Annotated in this window: 17 protein-coding genes; 6 read left to right on the top strand and 11 right to left on the bottom strand. The window is 55.0% G+C overall.

What is annotated here, in order from left to right; genetic code table 11:
• Positions 1–8: 8 nt before the first annotated feature.
• From Q3V30_RS09880 to Q3V30_RS09865, 4 genes are all read right to left on the bottom strand, one after another.
• The gene (locus tag Q3V30_RS09880) at positions 9–1,322 is read right to left on the bottom strand and encodes a PQQ-dependent sugar dehydrogenase (protein ID WP_306212821.1); all 1,314 of its coding nucleotides are present in this window, start codon (positions 1,320–1,322) and stop codon (positions 9–11) included.
• On the bottom strand, positions 1,322–1,756 hold the full coding sequence (locus Q3V30_RS09875; protein ID WP_306212818.1) for a DUF2231 domain-containing protein: 435 nt from the start codon (positions 1,754–1,756) through the stop codon (positions 1,322–1,324). The genes Q3V30_RS09880 and Q3V30_RS09875 overlap by 1 nt, the downstream gene beginning before the upstream one ends.
• A gap of 139 nt (positions 1,757–1,895) precedes the next feature.
• A complete protein-coding gene (locus Q3V30_RS09870) occupies positions 1,896–2,609 on the bottom strand; it encodes a GNAT family N-acetyltransferase (protein ID WP_306212817.1) in 714 nt (237 codons plus the stop codon).
• A 94-nt stretch (positions 2,610–2,703) separates the two neighbouring features.
• Positions 2,704–3,126 carry a thiol-disulfide oxidoreductase DCC family protein gene (locus Q3V30_RS09865; RefSeq protein ID WP_306213167.1) on the bottom strand — a complete coding sequence of 141 codons (423 nt, stop codon included), beginning with the start codon at positions 3,124–3,126 and terminating at the stop codon, positions 2,704–2,706.
• Between the two features lie 145 nt (positions 3,127–3,271).
• On the opposite strand from Q3V30_RS09865, the gene Q3V30_RS09860 reads away from it, so the two are divergent.
• Positions 3,272–5,050: a sensor domain-containing phosphodiesterase gene (locus Q3V30_RS09860; protein ID WP_306212816.1), complete on the top strand. Its 1,779-nt coding sequence runs from the start codon at positions 3,272–3,274 to the stop codon at positions 5,048–5,050.
• 1 nt (position 5,051) lies between these two features.
• On the opposite strand, the gene Q3V30_RS09855 is transcribed toward Q3V30_RS09860, so the two are convergent.
• Positions 5,052–6,431 (bottom strand): NAD-dependent succinate-semialdehyde dehydrogenase, encoded by a 1,380-nt coding sequence (locus tag Q3V30_RS09855; RefSeq protein ID WP_306212814.1) that lies wholly within the window; start codon positions 6,429–6,431, stop codon positions 5,052–5,054.
• 131 nt (positions 6,432–6,562) lie between these two features.
• On the opposite strand from Q3V30_RS09855, the gene ptrR reads away from it, so the two are divergent.
• Complete coding sequence (gene ptrR / locus Q3V30_RS09850; RefSeq protein WP_306212812.1) at positions 6,563–7,438, top strand: putrescine utilization regulator PtrR; 876 nt, start codon at positions 6,563–6,565, stop codon at positions 7,436–7,438.
• Between the two features lie 116 nt (positions 7,439–7,554).
• On the opposite strand, the gene fabV is transcribed toward ptrR, so the two are convergent.
• A complete protein-coding gene (fabV, locus tag Q3V30_RS09845; RefSeq protein WP_306212810.1) occupies positions 7,555–8,751 on the bottom strand; it encodes an enoyl-ACP reductase FabV in 1,197 nt (398 codons plus the stop codon).
• A gap of 140 nt (positions 8,752–8,891) precedes the next feature.
• Positions 8,892–10,550 (bottom strand): kdo(2)-lipid A phosphoethanolamine 7''-transferase, encoded by a 1,659-nt coding sequence (eptB, locus tag Q3V30_RS09840; protein WP_306212807.1) that lies wholly within the window; start codon positions 10,548–10,550, stop codon positions 8,892–8,894.
• Positions 10,551–11,069: 519 nt separating this feature from the next.
• Here eptB and Q3V30_RS09835 point away from each other — a divergent pair.
• Positions 11,070–12,344, top strand: coding sequence for a Glu/Leu/Phe/Val family dehydrogenase (locus Q3V30_RS09835; RefSeq protein WP_306212805.1), 1,275 nt, complete (start codon positions 11,070–11,072; stop codon positions 12,342–12,344).
• A 45-nt stretch (positions 12,345–12,389) separates the two neighbouring features.
• Here the strand turns inward: Q3V30_RS09835 and Q3V30_RS09830 are convergent, their stop codons facing one another.
• A complete protein-coding gene (locus Q3V30_RS09830; RefSeq protein ID WP_306212803.1) occupies positions 12,390–13,568 on the bottom strand; it encodes a Gfo/Idh/MocA family protein in 1,179 nt (392 codons plus the stop codon).
• 256 nt (positions 13,569–13,824) lie between these two features.
• On the opposite strand from Q3V30_RS09830, the gene Q3V30_RS09825 reads away from it, so the two are divergent.
• Together Q3V30_RS09825 and Q3V30_RS09820 are read left to right on the top strand one after the other, a co-directional pair.
• Positions 13,825–14,880 (top strand): LacI family DNA-binding transcriptional regulator, encoded by a 1,056-nt coding sequence (locus Q3V30_RS09825; protein WP_306212801.1) that lies wholly within the window; start codon positions 13,825–13,827, stop codon positions 14,878–14,880.
• A 9-nt stretch (positions 14,881–14,889) separates the two neighbouring features.
• Positions 14,890–15,801, top strand: a complete 912-nt coding sequence (locus Q3V30_RS09820; protein ID WP_306212800.1) for a TIM barrel protein — start codon at positions 14,890–14,892, stop codon at positions 15,799–15,801.
• Positions 15,802–15,820: 19 nt separating this feature from the next.
• Here Q3V30_RS09820 and Q3V30_RS09815 read toward each other — a convergent pair whose 3' ends face one another.
• The gene (locus tag Q3V30_RS09815; protein ID WP_306212798.1) at positions 15,821–16,240 is read right to left on the bottom strand and encodes a hypothetical protein; all 420 of its coding nucleotides are present in this window, start codon (positions 16,238–16,240) and stop codon (positions 15,821–15,823) included.
• 72 nt (positions 16,241–16,312) lie between these two features.
• Positions 16,313–16,948, bottom strand: coding sequence for a hypothetical protein (locus Q3V30_RS09810; RefSeq protein ID WP_306212796.1), 636 nt, complete (start codon positions 16,946–16,948; stop codon positions 16,313–16,315).
• 251 nt (positions 16,949–17,199) lie between these two features.
• Between Q3V30_RS09810 and hpxO the strand changes: the two genes are divergently transcribed.
• A complete protein-coding gene (hpxO, locus tag Q3V30_RS09805) occupies positions 17,200–18,357 on the top strand; it encodes an FAD-dependent urate hydroxylase HpxO (protein WP_306212794.1) in 1,158 nt (385 codons plus the stop codon).
• Between the two features lie 127 nt (positions 18,358–18,484).
• On the opposite strand, the gene dcp is transcribed toward hpxO, so the two are convergent.
• Entirely contained in the window at positions 18,485–20,530 is a 2,046-nt protein-coding gene (gene dcp / locus Q3V30_RS09800) for a peptidyl-dipeptidase Dcp (RefSeq protein WP_306212792.1), read from the bottom strand.
• Positions 20,531–20,576: the final 46 nt, after the last annotated feature.

Below are 20,576 nucleotides of genomic sequence, written 5' to 3'. Positions count from 1 at the left end.
AGGAACGGCTAAGGCTTGGCGGCCGCAGAGACTCGCCAGACCCGGTTTCCGGCATCATCGGCAATCAGCAAGCCGCCCTGCCGATCTTCCGTCAACCCTACTGGTAACCCGCGGACTTCTTTCTGATCGTCCGTCAGGAAACCGCTGACAACCTGCTTTGGCTGACCTACCGGCTTACCATCTTTGAAAGCGACCCAGACTACCTGATAGCCATTCAGCGGTTTGCGGTTCCAGCTACCATGCTCGCTGACAAAGGCACCGCCACGGTAATCTGCAAGGTTACTGCCCTGATAGAACCATAATCCCAGCGGGGCGACGTGCGAACTCAGCGCATAATCGGGTTTCAGCGCTTTGGCCACCAGATCCGGACGCTGTGGTCTGACCCGCTCATCAACATGCTGACCGTAATAGCTGTAAGGCCAGCCGTAGAAGCCCCCCTCCTGCACCGCAGTCATATAGTCAGGCACCAAATCGGCCCCGATTTCGTCACGTTCATTGACGATTGCCCACAGCTTGCCGCTCTGTGGTTCCCACTGCAGGCCCGTCGGGTTACGTAAGCCGCTGGCATAGATGCGGCTGGCGCCCGAGGCGACATCCACCTCCAGAATATCGGCGCGGCGGTATTCTGCTCCAATGCCATTTTCGGTGATATTACTGTTGGAGCCCACGCCAACGTAGAGTTTGCTGCCGTCAGGACTGGCGAGCAACGATTTTGTCCAGTGGTGGTTAATCGGCCCACCGGGTAGTTCAGTCAGCTCACTGCCCGCGTCGGTGATTTTCGTTTCACCACTTTTATAGGGATATTTTCTGACCGCATCCGCATTCGCCACGTACAGGGTATCGCCAATCAGCTGCACGCCAAACGGCGAGGAAAGATTCTCCAGGAAAACGTGTTTTTCCCAGGTTTTACCGTCGCCACTGCTGTTGCGTAGCAGGGTAATGCGATCGCCGCCCGCACCGCCTTTACCAGAGGAACTCTGCACAAGACCGGTGATCAGCTCTTTGGGCTGCGAAGTCGGCGATGCTGGCGCGCTGCCTTCCACCACCAGGATATCGCCATCAGGCAAGGTATAGAGCTGGCGTGGATGTTTCAGACCGTCGGCAATCTGCTCAATTTGCAGTCCTTCAGCCACCTTGGGTTTTTCACCCTGCTTCCAGTCGGTGCTGCTTGGTACCTGCATCGGAGGAAGAAGGAAGTTTTTCGCCTCAGGTAATTCGGGGCTGGCCCCTGTCTGGCGGGAAGGATCGATTTTTGCACCATCGTCACAGCCGGTAAGCGTTAGCGCAACGGAGAGGGCCAGTAATGAGAGGACTGTTTTCATCAGATAACCTCCTGAGTACGGGTACGCAGCGCGTACTGAACATTAGAAAACAGCAGCAGGAGAACCACCAGCGTAGACAAAATGACGCCCGCCGGGACAACGGCATAAGCATCGCGGCTGTGAATAAAAGCGTTGAGGATCGCCAGTACGATAGCCAGCAGCCAGGCCCAGAAATGGAGCTTTACAGCAGACCCCTGCGGATAAGCGTGGCCTACCCAGACCTGCACAAGGTTAATCAGCCGGGGAATAATGGCCAGGATCAGACCAAAGGCGATCAGCCAGCTGGCAGCGTGCGTCCAGAAGACTTCCGTGCTGTAGACGTAGATGATATCGAAGATCCAGGCGGCGACAAAAAAGCCGAGCGGCACGGGGTTCAACAGTGAGTAGAGCGCAATAGCCAGCGTGGAATTACGCGAGGGTACTTGGGTTGACATTTACAGGCTCCTTATAAGTAAGCACGTAACGGCGCGTTTTTCGATCGCCGTCACGCATGCCTGTAAAAGGTTAGTAAATTTAACAACTTTCTGTTTGTAAAAGTGACCAGATTTTTCCGGGCAGCACAATTGCCCCCTGTTAAAACGCATTCCTCACGGCGGAAAGGCTGCGGATCTGCTGCCCGTGCGCATCAAAATTACCGGCATGCAGCCAGCGCTCAAATCCTGCCCGCACCGCTGGCCACTCGCTGTCAATTATTGAGAACCACGCGGTATCCCGGGTACGGCCCTTGTAGACCAGCGCCTGGCGGAATACGCCTTCAAAGCTGAAGCCAAGGCGTTCAGCAGCCTTGCGTGAAGGCGCATTAAGAGCGTCGCATTTCCATTCATAACGGCGGTAGCCCAGCCGCTCGAATGCATAAGTCATCAGCAGGAAATGGGCTTCCGTGGAGAGAGGGGTACGCTTGAGAGAGGGGGAAAAGGCGACATGCCCTACTTCCATCACGCCATGAACCGGCTCGATGCGCATCAGTGCCAGCGTACCTGCCGCCCTGTTGCTTTTGAGATCGATAACTGCAAAATGCACCGCATCTCCGCTGGCGGCGGCAGCGTTAAGATGACCACGGAACTGACTTTCATCCTCAAATGGCCCGGTGAACATATAGGTCCAGTCCCGGCCATCGGGCGCATTACCATAGGCCTCCCAGAGATCGTGAAAATGTTTCTCACTCTCCAGAGGCTCTAACCGACAGAAACGTCCTGACAGAACCACACGCCCCGGAAGCGGGCGCGAAGTCCACTCTTCCATCGCTTCGCCAACCGGTTGCTGATATTCATTCACTCTGACAGTCACGGCTTCTCTCCTTTAACATAATCTGAGGTTTTCCCCTGAATGCAGGCTACTTCTCCACTGGCAGTCTGAGAAGAGGTTGGCGATCCTGCAGACGTTACTGCAAAAAGCGTTCAGGATAATCCGCCTGCGGCTGCTGGTAATCATTATATCGCCCGAACAGGCGATAGCGGTTTTTGGCAATCATATCGTAGCAACGATTACTTAACGCTTTCGGCAGGAAGCGCAGCACGGAGAAGCAGCGCCACGGCTGCGGTAACTGTCTCATTACGCGGAAGATCGCTTCTGCGCGAAAATAGACTTTGCCCTCTTCCATCAACACAATGGTATTGATGTTGTCAGGCGATAAGCCAGCTTTAATTAACAGATCCCGGCCAGTTTGGGTCTGCACGGCACACAGCCTGATCTGATGTTTACGATCGTGTCGGATAATAAAATTGACCCAGCCCCTGCAGAGCTTGCAGACGCCATCATATAAAACAATTCGCGGGTTGGCTTCGTGTTCGCCGTTTGGGTTCATCTTCTGCATTTTCGATCCGCCTATCTGAAGAAATACACGCTTTAATGCACGCTAACCTTCCAATGACATTGCTATAGCCTGGCATACTCTTTTAATCTGGCATCCATTTACTTCTTCCCCAATTTCGAAGAGCTGGCAGGCAACAATGACGCCGAGTACCCCTGCAGAGTCCAGACACCAGCTGGCCCTGGAGATGCTTAAACAGGACGACGCAGGCCTGGAGGATATCCTCAGTAAATTTACCTCGCTTACCAGCCAGCTGCTGGGCGTGCCGGGCAGTTTTGTCTCGGTGCTGGATGACCAGCACCAATATATCAGAGGTGCGCAACAGTTCGCCCTGGAGCAGACCTCACTGGAAGATGCGTTATGCCGCCATACGGCCAGCTGCGGCACCGTGCTGGTCTGCCAGGATACGCTGCAGGATGAGCGTTTCGCAGACCATCCGCTGATTCTGGCCGCGCCCTACATCCGCTTTTATGCCGGGGCGCCTTTAAGGACGCGGGATGGTGCGGTCATCGGCACGCTCTGTGTGGCTGATACCCGTCCCCATGAATTCTCTCAGAAGCAGGTCGAACTGCTGGAGCTGCTGGCGGCCATTATGACTGCCTGGCTGGACGCGTGGTACAGCAGTGACTACCGTGACGTTGTAACGTTGCTGCCCAATCGTCAGAAGCTGATGCGCGATATTGAGCAGCTGGAAACGCTGTCGGTAGAGGCTCCCCACAGTCTGGTGCTAATTGACTGTATAGATATGCCCAGAGCGTATGAGATTTCCCGCTCTCTGGGGATGGCTACGATGGAATCGATCCTGAAAGGGATGACCAGTCTGCTGCGTGAACGGCTGAAGCTGAGTGAAGAAGAGGTTCTTTATTCTATTGCTACCGGCCGTTTTGCCCTGCTTACCAGCGTTAAGTCGCCGTTATGGCTCAAACGGCTCAGCGAGCGTCTGGGCAATGTTCATGCACAGCTCCATGAGAATATCTCCATCGATCTGGCCATCCGGCTGGGGGAAGTCAGCTTTAACCCGACCCAATGCCCGGCGCCGGAAGTGCTTCGCCGCAGCGTCAGTGCGCTGCATGAAGCGATCGGTCAGAACAAAGCTTTCCTGAGTTATGACGCGCAGATCGACAGCCGTCGTAACCTTGATTTCAGGCTGATGCATGATTTAGCCGCCGCTTTGCGCAGCAGCAGCGGCCTCTATCTGGTCTATCAGCCGCAGGTTTCGTTGCACAGCGGCACACCTGTCGGGCTGGAAGCGCTGATCCGCTGGGAACATCCTGAACTGGGTAATCTTCCTCCCGCCGGGTTCCTGCCGCTGGTGGAAAAAACCAGCCTGATGGCCGAAGTGACCGACTGGGTGATCCTGACAGTGCTGGCCCAGCTTAAGAAGTGGGTTGCGAAAGGGCTGCTGCTGCCCGTTTCGGTTAACGTCAGCGTGAGTGATTTCGCCCGCCCCGGCTTTGCCGACTGGCTTGAAAAGAAAATGGTGCAGGCCGGACTGCCCGTCAAACTGTTGCGAATTGAGTGCCTGGAAACGGAGAAAGTGCTGGAAAGCCCGCTGGCAATGGCCGGACTCAATTTGTTAAAACGTCGGGGATTCAACCTGTCACTGGACGATTTCGGCTCTGGTTACAGCAACATTAACTATCTGCAACGTATTCCGGTGGATGTGATCAAGCTCGATCGCTCGTTGATCTATAAACTCGCGACGGATGACGCCAGCCGCACCATCGCCAGGCATGTGATCACCATGCTGAAAGAGCTGAATTACGTCGTGTTGGCCGAGGGCGTGGAGGATGAACAAACTCTGCTTGCCTTACGCCAGTTTGGCTGCGACGAAGTGCAGGGCTTTTTCTGCAGCAGACCCCTTCTGCCTGAAGGGGTCGAGCAGTGGCTGAATGGGCAGAGTAAGCCAGCAGGCTGACTCAGCCTTCCTGCCAGACGGTTTGCGCATTAGTGAATTCGCGGATGCCGAAATGGGACAGCTCGCGGCCAAAGCCACTCTGCTTGACGCCGCCGATGGGTACGCGCGGATCGGAGAAGCTCGGAGAGTTAATGAAAACGCCGCCGGTTTCAATCTGCGCCGCCAGCGCTCTGGCCCGCTCGGTATCGCGGCTCCACAGGCTGCCGCCCAGGCCAAATTCGGAATCGTTGGCCATGGCAACGGCTTCACTGGCATCTTTCGCCACGATCAGTGAGGCAACCGGTCCGAACAGCTCCTGTTTAAAGCTGGTCATGCCTGACTTGACGTTACTTAAAACGGTCGGCGCGTAGAAATTACCTGCGCCCGGAATGATATGACCGCCCAGCAGACATTCCGCCCCCTCTTTTAAGGTTGCCTGAACCTGCGTGTCCAGCTCATCGCGCAGATCGTAGCGCGCCATTGGACCGATATAAGTCTCCGCTTCACGCGGATCGCCCACTTTCATCTCTTTGACGGCGGCGACGAATTTGTCGCGGAACTGCTCAAAAACAGACTCTTCCACAATAATGCGCTTGGCGGCAATACAGATCTGCCCGCTGTTCATAAAGCGCCCGGAAATGGCTCCTTTAACCGCAGCGTCGATATCCGCATCGGCCAGCACGATAAAGGCGTCCGATCCGCCCAGCTCCAATACGCTTTTCTTGATAGCCGCCCCGGCCATAGCGGCAATGGCCGCCCCGGCACGTACGCTGCCGGTCAGCGTCACGGCAGCGATTCGACGATCTTTGATGATTTTTGCCACCGCCTCGTTATCGGCATTCACTACCTTAAACAACCCTTCAGGCAGGCCTGCTTCTACCAGAATGGATTGCAGCAGCAGCGCACAGCCCATCACGTTTGGCGCAGGTTTCAGGAAGTAGCTGTTACCGGCCATCAGTATCGGCACGGCGCCACGCATGATCTGCCAGACCGGGAAGTTCCACGGCATCACGGCCAGGATCGGGCCAAGCGGCAGATACTGCACAAAGGCCTTATTGTTTTCTACCAGCGTGGGTTCCGGCTTAAGGAACGCCGGGCCTTGTTCCGCATACCATTCGCACAGCCCTGCGCTTTTCTCTACTTCTGCCAGCCCCTGAGTAATGGGTTTGCCCATTTCATCAGTCATCATTTCTGCCAGCTCACGGGCATGCTGACGCAGCCCATCGGCCATCTTCAGCAACAGCTGGCTGCGGGTGGCAACTGCGCTACCACGCCAGGCCTGAAAGGCAGACCAGGTTTCCTGCAGGGCAAAGTCCACTTCTGCAGCGGAGGCAAAAGGCGTCTGGCGAGAGATTTCGCCAGTGAGGGGATTACGTGATACGGCGCCAGTGGGTGCAGTCATAAACTCTCCTGAAGACCAGACTTACTGGCCGGTAATAAAAGATTTAACGGTTGATGCCCTTATCATAGGCTTGCGATACCTTCTTTAAAAATGAATAATAATGAAAATATCTTACTCATTTCGAGAATGTTATGGATTTAACTCAGCTGGAAGTGTTCCGGGCGATCGCGGAACAGGGAAGCGTTACCGCTGCCGCAGAGAGGCTGCATCGCGTACCTTCCAATATATCCACGCGGCTACGCCAGCTTGAGGAGGAGTTAGGCGTCGCCCTGTTTACCCGGGAAAAACTGCGCCTGCATATCACTGACGCAGGCAGGACGCTGCTGGATTACGCGGGCAGAATTCTGGCGCTCACTGAAGAGGCGCGCCAGCGGGTTTCCAGCCAGCAGCCAGCTGGGGTATTCACCCTGGGCGCTATTGAAAGCACTGCGGCCGTGCGCCTGCCGCCGCTGATTGCCCGCTACCATCAGGCCTGGCCTGAGGTGGAGCTGGATCTCTCAACCGGCCCTTCCGGCGATATGATTGATGGCCTGCTTGCAGGCCGCTTCAGCGCGGTATTTGTTGACGGGCCCCCCAAACAGCCGCAGCTGGAAGGCATACCGGCTTTTGCTGAAGAGATGGTGCTTATCTCCTCCCTTAATCATCCGCCGGTAGCGCGTGCGGCGGATATTGCCGGAGCAACCATCTACGCTTTTCGCGCCAACTGTTCCTATCGCCGACTGTTTGAGAACTGGTTTGCGCGGGATAACGCCGCACCGGGCAAAATTTTCGAGATGGAGTCCTATCACGGTATTGTGGCCTGCGTCAGCGCGGGGGCGGGTCTGGCGATGATCCCGGAAAGTATGCTGCAAAATATGCCGGGCAGAGAGAGCGTACTCGCCTGGCCGCTGGCTGAACAGCGCGGGCACCTCAATATCTGGCTGGTGTGGCGCAAAGGGAACGCCTCCGCCAATCTGCGTGCGATGATGAATATGCTTGAAGCGCAACCGGCAGGCGTGACCGTTTGAACAGGTTAATTTTGGGGGGGCGTCCCAGCACAGACAGCTGACAGAGCGTTGATTTCCTGAAAATATCGCAAAAAAAAGCCTGTCCGGAGACAGGCTTGATCAACACTCTGACAGAATTACATCTGTACCAGATTTTTGATTTTCACGTCCGGGTTAACGTCCGCTTCGTAGTCCACGCCCTCAAGGCCGAAACCAAACAGGTGCATAAACTCGGTTTTATAGCCGACAAAATCGGTCAGCTCATTCAGGTTTTCGTTGGTCACCGTTGGCCAGAGCCTGGTGACTTCATCCTGCACTTCCGGCGCCAGCTCTTTATAGTCGGCACGCAGACGCCCTACCTCATCCACAATTGGTGAACTGCCGTACAGGCTCTCTTTGAACAGGCCATAGACCTGCTCGATGCAGCCTTCGTGGGTGCCGTTAGCTTTCATCACCTTGAACAGCAGCGAGAGGTAAAGCGGCATCACCGGAATAGCGGAGCTGGCCTGAGTCACTACCGCTTTCAGTACGGAAACGCGCGCGTCGCCGCCCTTCTCTGCCAGGGTGTCGCGAATAGTCAGGACGCGCTTGTCCAGATCCTTTTTCGCTTCGCCGATTGAGCCGTTCCAGTAGATATCATGGGTGATCTGCTCACCCAGATAGGTAAAGGCAGTGGTTTTGGCACCATCAGCCAGTACGCCTGCGGCTTTCAGATCGTCAATCCACATCTGCCAGTCTTCACCGCCCATCACCGCCACGGTACCGTCGATCTCTTCCTGCGAGGCTGGCTCCAGGGTGATATCGGTGATGGTTTCTTTATCGGTGTTCAGGCCACGAGTGGTCAGGGTTTTGCCCACTGGTTTCAGGGTAGAGTTAAACACTTCACCCGTTTTCGGATGGGTACGACGTGGTGCCGCCAGGCTGTAGACCACCAGATCGACCTGCCCCATATCCTGTTTGATCAGTTCAATGGTCTTCTGCTTCACAGCATCCGAATAGGCATCGCCATTGATGCTTTTAGCATAGAGACCTTTGGCCTCCGCCAGCTCTTCAAAGGCAGCAGAGTTGTACCAGCCAGCGGTAGCCGGTTTGGTTTCTTCACCAGCACGCTCAAAGAATACGCCCAGCGTATCGGCTTCACAGCCGAAAGCAGCAGAGATACGTGCTGCCAGGCCGTAACCTGTAGAAGCACCGATCACCAGCACCTTTTTCGGGCCGTTGGCAATTTTGCCGTGGCTGGTCACATAGTCGATTTGTTTCTCAACGTTAGCTTTGCAACCCGCCGGATGGGCAGTAACACAGATAAAGCCACGGATGCGTGGTTTAATAATCATGTCGACCTCAATTGATACTGTCACAGTAAATATGGGCAGTAGAATACCCGCTTGTGCCGGTTCAGGCAAAGTTAACGGGCAAAGGATACCTTTTCATTCAGCCGTTTGCTCACTCTTCATGCAGCCTGGCTGCTCCGGCATCAGTGGCTGACGTGGCACCAGTTGCGCAGCTGATTAATGCCGCCATCCGGAGAAGTATAACCAATACAGCCCAGGATGCTGTCGAACAGCTTCTCGTGGAAGACCGGCGTCTTATTTTTTGCCAGCGTTTTCAACTGCCGGAAGGCGCTGGCATTATCAGGCTGCTGCAGGAATTTATCAGAGGCCCAGACCATGATCGGTACGGTACGCTGCGCCATCGGCGCTTCATCGCGCGGTGTGCCGTGGAAGTGCATATTCTTTGAGATCGACTCGCCGTGATCGGAGGCATAAAACACAATGGCGTTCTTGTCCCGCAGCTGGTTGAACACCTCTTCCAGCACATGGTCGGTGTAGAGCAGGCTGTTATCGTAAGAATTTACCATCTCTTCCGTCGAACACTGGTCATCAATCCCCTGACACTCCGGCTGATATCTGGCGAAGGAGCGTGGATAGCGCTCGGTATATAAGTAGTGAGAGCCTTTGGTATGCAGAATAACCAGATGTTTGCCCTGAGGATGGCGCTCAATGGAATCTTTCAGCTCGCTGACCAGCGCCATATCATCAATCGGCTTGCCGACGTTGCGCTTCTCTGACTGAATGGTTTCCCGCAGCGCGTAATCATCCGCCAGCACTTTATTGTAGAACCAGGCTTCACTCTGCATAGAGAAGAGTTCCGAGGAGAAGCCCTGCTTTTTCAGCACCGAGAAAACGTTCATCTCTTTTAACGTGCGCTGCGGCGCTTCAGAGGCGCCCCCTTCTCTGACAAACATGCAGCGCAGCGAGAGCTTGGTGGAGGTATCACAGGAGTAGCCCTGCAGTGCAGCCAGATTGGGTTCTTTATCCAGGTTTGGCGTGTTGTCACGATCGTAGCCGTAGAGGCCCATATGATCGCGGCGCGCGCTTTCACCAATCACAAAGACGACATAGAGATCGTTGACATCCTTGGGTGGCGTATAGGTAAAGTGCGCTGCCGGGTCAAACAGATTGCGGCTGTCCTCAGCCTGGCTCCAGCTGCTGTAGGCAAGCAGCCCCATGCCGGAAAGCCAGTTAGAGGGAGAATAGGTTCCTGCCACCACGCCGCCGTAGCTGGCCATCATCCGGTTATGCTGTTTGTCCAGCTTGTCCTGATGCTTGCCCATTACCTTCAGCGGCAGGAAGCAGCAGAGCGCGGCGGCCAGCATGATGCCGCCGCGGCGCAGGAAAGCGAAGCCATTTTTACGCCGGATAGCCGCTTCGGGCATCGGGGCAAGCCACAGTACCAGCAGCGGCAGCAGGCTCACCAACACCGTCCACAGGGTAAAATGCCAGCCGACTGACTCTCTGGAGAGATCAAGACTATCGGTCGCCATCACTGCCGCGATGATGCCGTAGCCTATATCGACATTGAAGAAGATCATGTAGTAGCTGGCGCAGACCGAAAAGAGGATCAGCAGCGTAACCAGAATTCTGAACAGCCAGCGGCCAGCCATTGAAGCGAGCAGCGTGGTAAACAGAACCAGCATAAAGGCCGCGACAATTTCAATGCCGGTTGAGAGCGCCGCATCATAATGAAGCTGATGAAAGCGACGGAGAAAAATCGGGAAATTAAGCAGGATGCCAATATAGAAAGCAAGAAAACAACAGACCCGTGTCTGGGTCAGAAAATGCAGTTTTTTCATCTGGTTCTTCGTTATTGCCGGTGAATGGCGTGCCAGCAGCCGAAGGTTAACGTTCCGGAAACTGCCACAGTAATGCGTAAGCAGAGTGTCAGACAAAGTAAAGATGTGAGAGTTTAGCGAAGCGCTAAAAAGAGGACTGTTATAATGTAACGAAAAGTGTAGACCTACCTCAAGCCCCGACTGGTCCTGCTGGTCGTAACCTTTTCCCTTCCGCTACCCGGCGCGGGAGAGGCCAAAGTTTGATCCCATTCAAAGTTCTGATAAATAAAGCCAAAGCGTCTGCTATGCATCTTTAATGCATAATTATTAGCATTTTAAGCACCCCTTCCGCTGGATCGGGATAAAGGATAACTAATTATTCGCCTGCGCCCCTTCTTATCCCCTCTTAGCGCAAAATTTCACACTTAATTAACGAATTGGAAACGTCTGATTAGTGGTAAATTCTCTCGCGCATAAGTCAGATGCACTGACCCCTCCACGGTTTCGCAGTACATATAACTAATTTAAGAAAGGTTTGTTATGGATAAGCTATCTTACGTTTCAGAAGGCAGCACAACGGCCTGGTCAACTTACTTACAGCAGATCGACCGCGTGGCGCCCTACCTGGGCGATCTGACCCGCTGGATCGATACTCTTCGTCATCCTAAACGTGCGTTGATAGTGGATATTCCGCTGCAGATGGACGACGGCTCTATTCGCCACTTTGAAGGTTTTCGCGTACAGCACAACCTCTCTCGCGGCCCGGGTAAAGGGGGGGTTCGCTATCATCCTAATGTCGATCTGAATGAGGTGATGGCGCTCTCTGCGTGGATGACCATCAAATGCGCAGCGGTTAATCTGCCTTACGGTGGCGCGAAGGGAGGCATACGTGTCGATCCGTTCAAACTGTCGGAAGGTGAGCTGGAACGTCTGACCCGCCGCTATACCAGCGAAATCGGACTGATTATCGGCCCGCAGAAGGATATTCCCGCCCCGGATGTTGGCACCAATGCCAAAGTCATGGCCTGGATGATGGACACCTACTCCATGAACCACGGCACCACCATTACTGGCGTGGTAACCGGCAAGCCGATCCACCTTGGCGGCTCTTTAGGCCGTGAAAAAGCCACCGGGCGCGGCGTCTATATCACTGGCCGTGAAGTGGCCCGCCGCTCAGGCATCGAGATCGAAGGCGCAAAAATCGCCGTTCAGGGTTTTGGTAACGTAGGCAGCGAAGCCGCCCGCCTGTTTGTGGCGGCCGGTGCGCGCGTGGTAGTCATTCAGGACCATTCCGCCACGCTGTTTAACGCAGAAGGCATCGATCTTGCCGCGCTGAGCGAATGGCAGAACAGTAACAAGAATATTGCCGGTTTCCCGGGCGCAAAAGAGATAGCCAGCGAGGATTTCTGGACCACCCAGATGGATATTCTGATCCCTGCCGCACTGGAAGGACAGATCACCCGTGAACGTGCCGAAGTGCTCAGCTGCAAGCTGGTGCTGGAAGGGGCAAACGGCCCAACCTATCCTGATGCGGACGATATGCTGACCTCACGTGGCGTTACCGTGGTGCCGGACGTTATCTGCAACGCAGGCGGGGTAACTGTTAGCTACTTCGAATGGGTGCAGGATATGGCCAGCTTCTTCTGGAGCGAGAGTGAGATTAACGATCGCATGGACAAGATCATGACAGAAGCGATGATCCATGTCTGGGATAAGGCGAGCGAGAAAGCGTGTAGCCTGCGCACGGCAGCTTATATTGTGGCCTGTGAACGTATTCTGATGGCGCGTAAAGATCGCGGTATCTATCCGGGCTAAGCAGTTGGGGCGGATCCTCCGCCCCTCTTTTACCTGATAACGTCTCTACTCGAAATTCACCCAGCCCGATCCCTGCTCTGCTGAGCGAACGCAGTTTTCCACCCAGCGTACTCCGTCCAGCCCTGCCTCAATTCCCGGATAGACCATTGCCGCCAGCGCCGCTTCGTCACCGCGCGTTCTGGCATCAATAGCGACGGCCAGCTTCAGATAGATATTGGCCCAGGATTCCGTTAACCCTTCGGTGTGCAGCGCGCCCAACCGGTCGTCTGCCAGCGCTGATTCATCCAGATAAGGCATCCCATGATGCATAACCTGCCCTGGTTGCCCCTGTACCTCATAAACGAGCTCATTGGGCTGGTAATCGCCCCATTGCAGACTGGCTTCAGACCCTATCACGCGGATGAACTGGCTGTTCATCGATCCGGCGTTGATGGCGGAAGTCCACAAGCGTCCTACCGCGCCGCCGTGATAATGCATCAACACCATTGCGTTATCTTCCAGCGGCGCCCGGGAGGGAATAAAGCTCTGACGATCGCAGAGCAGCGACTTCAGCTTCAGCTCCGGCAAAACCAGTTGGGAAATATAGAAGGTATGGGTTGAGAGATCGCCCAGCACAAAACTTGGCCCCGCTATGTTGGGATCAACTCGCCATTTCTGAGCCTCGGAGAATTTATCGGCGCTGTCGCTGGCGCTGAAGCCGTGGGTATATTGCATCTCTACCATACGCACTTCGCCAATGTCGCCGTTAGCGATCATATGACGCATCTGCAGCAGCATCTGGTGGCCTGAGTAACCGTAAGTCACCCCCACTATCAGCCCCTTTTCTGAAGCCAGCTGCTTTATTTCGCGGACCTCTGCGCTGGTGAAAAACAGCGGCTTTTCACAAATAACATGCAGCCCGGCATTCAGCGCGGCTTTGGTTATCTCGTAATGGGTGCCATTGGGGGTGGCAATGGTAACAACTTCGATGCCGTCAGAGCGCGCAGCCTCTTCAGCAAACATCTGCACATAGCTCTCATAGCAACGATTCGCCTCCACACCGATATTGACCCCGAACTCTCTGCCACGCGCGGCATCAATATCAAAAGCTCCCGCTACCAGCTGATAGGCGGTGTTATCGCGTAATGCGCCGCAGCGATGTTTATAGCCCACCTGACTTAACCGACCACCGCCTACCATCGCCCAGCGTAGTGGACGGGCAATTTTCTTTTCTCCATTCAGCATAACCACCTCTTTTGTAGGGTTTTCAGAGTTGTTGCCTGTTTTTTATGTTTTGCACCCGGTTGCAAAATAGCGAATGCAACCGGGTGCAATTTAATCAACCAACGGCTGCACTTTCGGTGAGGCTGTATAAAAAGTAAATCATCATCAGGGAATATCGCCGGGCGGATCACAGGAACAGATTATTTTGCACCCGGTTGCAACATGCGGATCGGATTGTGCATTACACTGGCTTTTCTCACTCCAGATAGCGATAACCATGAACGAAAAAGCCTCTGCCAACCGCCCTGTTCTACGCAAAATAACCGCCAGCGATGTTGCCAGACGAGCGGGAGTATCCAAATGGACTGTCTCCAGAGCCTTTACTGATGGCGCTTCTATTTCAGAACAGGCGTTGGCTCGCGTCCAGCTGGCGGCCAAAGAGCTGGGATATCGGCCTAATCTGCTGGCACGCAGCCTGTCGAAGAAAAGCTCACGCCTGATTGGTGTGGTGGTGGATGAGATGCTTAACCCTAACCTGCTGACGTTGCTGGATCAGGTTACACAGCAGCTTCAGCTGCGGGGTTACATGGCGCTGTTGCTGAACATCAGCGCGCAGCAGAGTGAAGAAGCGGTGCTGAAGCTTGCCGATCAGCTGCAGGTGGATGGTCTGCTGTTTTTAGGCACGCTGCTGAGTGACGACCTGATCGCGCTGGCGCAGGATATTCACCGCATCCCTCTGGTTCAGCTCTGTCGCAATGATGACAACCCCTATATTCAGGTCATAAATACTGATGGCTATCGGGCAGGCGGTCAGGCTGCTGATCTCCTTTATCAACAGGGATATCAGCGATTTGGCTATATGAAGGGGCCTGATACGGAATCGACGCAGCTGTTGCGGTATGAAGGCTATCGCGACAGGCTGAAAGAGCTTGGCGTGGAGGAGCAAAGCATCCTGTTGTTAAAGGCCAATCACTATAACCGCATCAGCGGCTATACCGCCTTTGAGCAACACCTGCAGACCACCCTCCCCGGGCGGTGGGTGGATGCGCTTTTTTGTGAAAATGATATCCTGGCGATCGGGGTGACAGATGCGCGGGAAAGCTTAGCCTCGCACCATCATCTGGGAATTGTCGGCTATGACGATATCGAACTGGCTTCATCTGCCCGTTATCAACTGACCACTTTTGCCCAGCCGCTGAATGCCATGATGCAGGATGCTCTTCTTCGGCTGACAGGGAGCGATCGCGCGCAGCCTGATTTTCAGCATCAGGATCGGCTGCTGGTAAGGCGCTCTCATCTCAGAAGCGCTTTTGGTGATGAACAACAACAGTAAGGAAATGCAATGTATTCAATCGCTAATGCCCCCTGCAGCTGGGGAGTGGATGATCCGAAAAACCCGTTTTTACCTCCATGGCAACAGGTGCTGAGCGAAGCGCAGGAAGCTGGCTACCCAGGCATTGAGCTGGGACCCTGGGGCTATCTCCCTGCTGACCCGGCTGCGCTTAAACAAGCGCTTGAAAGCCATAACCTGTCGCTGGTTGCCGGAACGATTTTTGACGATCTGGTTTCAGAAGCAAACTTCGAAAATTTGCGTGAAATGGCGCACAACATTTGTGCAACTCTGCAGAAGGTGCCGGTCAGTCACGCGCAAAGTGCGGTTCCCCCACCCTATCTGGTGATCATCGACTTTGGCGATGCAGAGCGGGCTAGGTCTGCAGGCCAGCCTGCCCGGGCCAGACGTCTGCCCGAGGCGGAGTGGCAGCAGATGGTTTCTCATATCCGCGCACTGAGCGCTATCGCCCGTGAATATAACGTGCGCCCGGTGATCCATCCTCATGCAGGCGGGTTTATTGAGTTTGGCGATGAGATTGATCGTATCGCGACAGCTATCCCGGCCAGCGAGGCGGGGTTTTGTCTTGATACCGGCCACCTCTATTATGCCGGGCTGGATCCGGTTTGCTGGCTGAGAAAATATGCCGATCGCATTGATTATCTTCATTTCAAAGATGTGAACCGAACTCTCTTTGAGGCGGCCATCGCTCAGCAGCAGGATTTCTTTAAAGCGTGCGCGGCAGGAGTGATGTGCCCGCTTGGCACCGGCGACGTAGACTATCCAGCTGTGCGGGCGTTGCTTGCCGAACTGAACTGGCAGGGCTGGATAACCATTGAGCAGGAGCGCGATCCCCGTGACGTTGCCGGCAGTCTGAAAGACGTGACTGCCAGCCTGCACTATTTACGCAACCTTGGTTTCTGATCGGCCTTAAGGCGGGGTTCTACTCTGCCTGAGCCGCCGCTTCGGCAGCCTCATACTGAGCTTTAAATATCTCGTTCTCTTCGGTCAGGCGGATAGCCGCTTCGATCATCTCATTTTGCACTAAGGTGGTTGACCCGTTGCTGGTGCGCCAGTGGATATAGAGCACAGTTAACGCGGCAACCTGCAGCATGTCGTTTTCACGTCCGGTGCCTTCAAAACCATATTCTTCATCTGACCAGCGGTAAATATCGGCTACAAACGGCATGCCGCCGTTGTCATCCAGCGCGGGCAGCGTCTCAAACAGCGCCAGCATCTCTGGTGTGGCCACATAACTCTGACGCCCTACGGCATCCAACTGCTTGCCGCGTGCCCGCGCATTATTAGCCTGTCTGGCCTTTACTTTGGCGCGCTTAGCTCGTTTATCTTGTTTACTGCTCACCGGTCATCCCCTGCGATAAAAAGAGCGCAATCATAGCAGAGCGATCCCCGGAAATCAGCGTTATGCGGCACATCAGAAAATCGTTTCAATCGCGGCCTGAAGGGTGACCTGAGGGCCAGTCAGGACCGCGAGCGTACTGTTGATATATTTTTCCGCGCCCGCCATTGAAGATTGCGCCAGCACAATGCAGCCCAGCGAACACTCCGGACGTTGCTGGATGTAGTGTGCAATCTCACGATGATAGCCTTCAATATCCCCACTGTTAAACGATGCCCAGGCACGGGGTATCAGCTCGACGGCCAGCCGGTCACCAGGGATAAAGGCCTGGAACAGATGCGTGGTACTTTCCAGCGTACTGTGTGCGGTGCAGAGCACCAGGATGGAACCCTGGTAGCGTGACGCCACTTTTGCCAGCGTGGTATCCAGGCGCAGCACAGGCTTGCTGAACTGCTTTGCGTCGCAGGCGGCAATTCCCAGCGTTGTGCAGGTCACTATCACCACGTCGGCATATTCACACAGCTCGGCAATGGCCACTCGCGTGGCCTCAGCGATCTCTGGCGTAACTTCATTGGCTTCTGCTGCACGATCGAGCAGCTCGCTCTCCACCCGGTGCAGCAGCTGAATATCAGCATAATCGAGCGCCCGAAGCGCCTCTTCAAAAACAGCGATATTACTTCTTGCAGCATGAAGACAGGCAACAGTGGCCATAGCGGCGTCCTTTAAGGGGGTATTCTGCTACTGTGACAAATAACCCGCACTTTGCCAACCCACGACGCTGCTGAATTGCAGTCGTTTCACTATTAGCTCACTTTTATGGTGCAATGCATCACTGTAATGCAGGGAAATAGTGAAACCATTGTTTCACGCACCTGAAAATGCCTGCATTAAGCGCTCTCCCACGTCATAAGAATCTGGTATGGAAATTGCTTAATAGTTCTTATGAACGAAAGGAGAAGCAGATGAAAGCAATAGTGATTGGCGCAGGTATCGGCGGCATGTGTACAGCCATCGCGCTGCAGCGTGTCGGGATTGAAACGGAAGTTTTTGAAGCCGTTAAAGAGATCAGGCCGGTGGGCGCTGCGATCTCCATCTGGCCGAATGGCGTGAAATGCCTTAACTTTCTGGGCATGAAGGAGCCGCTGCGTAAGCTGGGTGGGCCAATGCACGCCATGGCCTATAACGATTTCCAGACGGGCAGCAAGCTGACTCAGTTTAGTCTTGATCCGCTGGTGCAGGATTCTGGCGAGCGTCCCTATCCGGTAGCGCGGGCAGAATTGCAGGCGATGCTGCTGGAGACCTATGGTCGTGAAAAAGTCCACTTTGGTAAACGTGTCTCTGAAGTTGAACAGCATGAAAACGGCGTAACGGCGCGCTTTGAAGATGGCAGTGAAGCCCGGGGTGACCTGCTTATCGCCTGTGACGGCACCCATTCTGTGGTGCGAAAATATGTGCTGGGCCGCACGGTAGAGCGCCGCTACGCCGGTTATGTCAACTGGAACGGCCTGGTAGAGATCGATGAGAGCATCGCCCCCGCGCAGCAGTGGACCACCTTTGTTGGCGAAGGCAAACGCGTATCGCTGATGCCGGTCGCGAACAATCGCTTCTATTTCTTCTTTGATGTGCCGTTACCTTCCGGCCTGGCAGAAGATCGCAGCAGCCTGCGCGAAGATTTAACCCGCTATTTCAGCGGCTGGGCCGCGCCGGTACAGAAGCTGATTGCGCAGATCAATCCCGCCACCACTAACCGAGTGGAGATCCATGATATCGATCCTTTCCCGGAGCTGGTTAAAGGGCGCGTGGCGTTGCTGGGCGATGCCGCACACAGCACCACGCCCGATATTGGCCAGGGCGGTTGCGCTGCGATGGAGGATGCGGTGGTGCTTGCTACCCTGCTGCAGACCAATTCGCTGGGGATTGAAGATGCGCTGATCCGCTATCAGTACAAGCGTGCTGAGCGGGTAAAAGATCTGGTGCTGAAGGCGCGTAAGCGCTGCGATGTGACGCACGGCAAAGAGAAGGCGGTCACCCAGCAGTGGTATGAAGATCTGAAAACAGAAACCGGTGAACGCATCATTAAAGGCATGTGCGACACCATTCAGGGTGGCCCGCTGGCCTGACTATCCGGGGCGGCTTTCCCGCCCCGTTTCCCCGTGGCTTAAGAGCCTGGCAGCTTCAGGCAGCATAAAGCCCTCTCTGGCGCAGAGTCATTCACTCTCTGCGCCAGAGCATTCTGCCGGGATCTTTTTACTCCTCCTTCAAACCGCGGTTAATCAGCATCGGTTCAATAACCGGATCGCGCCCGCGCCAGCTGGCGTAAAGCTGCTTAAGATCCTGGCTGTTGCCCCGTGAAAGGATTTTTTCCCGGAAAAGCTGACCATTCTTACGGTTCAGTCCCCCCTGCTCGTTGAACCATTCGAAGCCATCATCAGCCAGCATCTGCGTCCAGATATAAGCGTAATAGCCTGCCGCATAGCCCCCGCCCCAGATGTGCTGGAAATAGCTTGAACGGTAGCGCGGCGGCACCTGCGGCAACAGAATGTTGTCGGCTGCAAGCGCCGCTTTTTCAAACTGCGCCACATCCTGTTTTTCTGCCTCCGCAGAAAGCGTATGCCAGTGCTGATCCAGCAACGCCGCGGCCAGCAGCTCGGTCATGTCGTACCCTTTGTTGAACTTGCTGGCATTAACGATTTTATCGCGCAGAGCCTGAGGCATCAGCTCGCCGGTGGCATAGTGCCGCGCATAATGCCGAAACACCTGCTCGTTACTGGCCCAGTGTTCATTGAGCTGCGAAGGGAATTCGACGAAATCTCGTGGTGTGTTGGTGCCTGAAAGCGTCGGATAACACTGTTCAGCAAACAGCCCGTGCAGCGTATGGCCAAATTCGTGGAACAGAGTGATCACATCATCCCAGGAGATCAGCGCTGGTTTGCCCTCGGCTGGTTTGGTGTAGTTACAAACGTTGTAGATAACCGGATGCGTCCCCAGCAATTTAGACTGGTCAACGAAATTACTCATCCAGGCGCCGCCGCCTTTATTGTCTCGCTTAAAGTAGTCGGTATAGAACAGCGCCATCGGCAGACCGTTGCTGTCGATGATCTCATAAACTGAGACATCCGGGTGCCAGACGGGGATATCCTCGCGGCGGGCAAAAGTAATGCCGAACAGCTGCGTGGCGGCATAGAAGACGCCGTTTACCAGCACGTTAGTGAGTTCAAAATAGGGTTTGATCTGGCTTTCGTCGAGATCGTACTTCTCGCGGCGAACCTGTTCGGCATAGAACAACCAGTCCCACGCCTCAAGCGTAAAACCACCCTGCTGCCGGTCGATAACCTTCTGAATATCTGCCGCTTCTCTGCTGGCACGTGCCGTTGCAGCAGGCACGATAGCGCGCATAAACGCCAGCGCCGCCTCAGGCGTTCTGGCCATCTGGTCCTGAAGCTTCCAGTCGGCAAAGCTGCTGAAGCCCATTAACTTCGCCTGCTGCGCGCGAATAGCGGCAAGCTGTGTCACCAGCCCACGGGTATCGTTCAGATCGTCTTTCTCGCAGCGCTGCCAGGCATGGCTGAAAAGCGCTTCCCGCGTCTGGCGGTTGCTGAGATCCTGCAACACCGGCTGCTGCGTGGTATTTTGCAACGCCAGCAGCCATTGCCCCTCCAGGCCCCGTTCAGCGGCAGCCTGTGCGGCGACGGTGAGTTCGGCGTCGGTAAGCCCAGCCAGCAATGCAGGATCGGTAACGTTCAGGCCGCCCGCTTTGGTACCCGCCAGCAAACGATTGGTGAACTGTGTGCTCAGCGTGGCCGCCTGCTGATTCAGGGCTTTGAGTTCTGTTTTCGCCTCTTCTGTAAGGCTGGCCCCCGCCAGTTGAAACCTCTGCCACGTCACCTCGGTAAGCCGTAAAGCTTCCGGCGAAAGGCCTGCGGCGTTGCGCTTCTCATAGACAGCATTCAGGCGGCGGAAAAGCGCGCTGTTAAGATGGATATCATCATCCAGCGCGGCGAGCAGTGGCGACATCTCTTCGTCCAGCGCCTGCAGCGTGGGATTAGTGTTAGCGGAGGTCATCGCTCCAAACACATTTTCCACCCGACGAAGCATACTTCCACATTTCTCCAACGCCTCAAAAGTATTGGCAAAGCTGGGTTCTTCACGATTATCAGCGATAGCCTGCACTTCCCTGCGCTTTTGCGCTATCGCTTCGATCAGCGCCGGACGGTAATGTTCATCCGTTATTTTGTCGAACGGCGGAGCCTGATAGGGCAAGGTACTTGGCTGACTGAACGGATTGGCTTGCATCGGTATTCTCCTTGTCACGGTAGATCTTCAGCATAGGCCGAATGAC

This window comes from Erwinia pyri, assembly GCF_030758455.1.
GTDB classification, from domain to species: domain Bacteria; phylum Pseudomonadota; class Gammaproteobacteria; order Enterobacterales; family Enterobacteriaceae; genus Erwinia; species Erwinia pyri.
The sequence above is the reverse complement of the archived record's forward strand: the minus strand, read 5'-3'. Positions and strand labels throughout refer to the sequence as shown.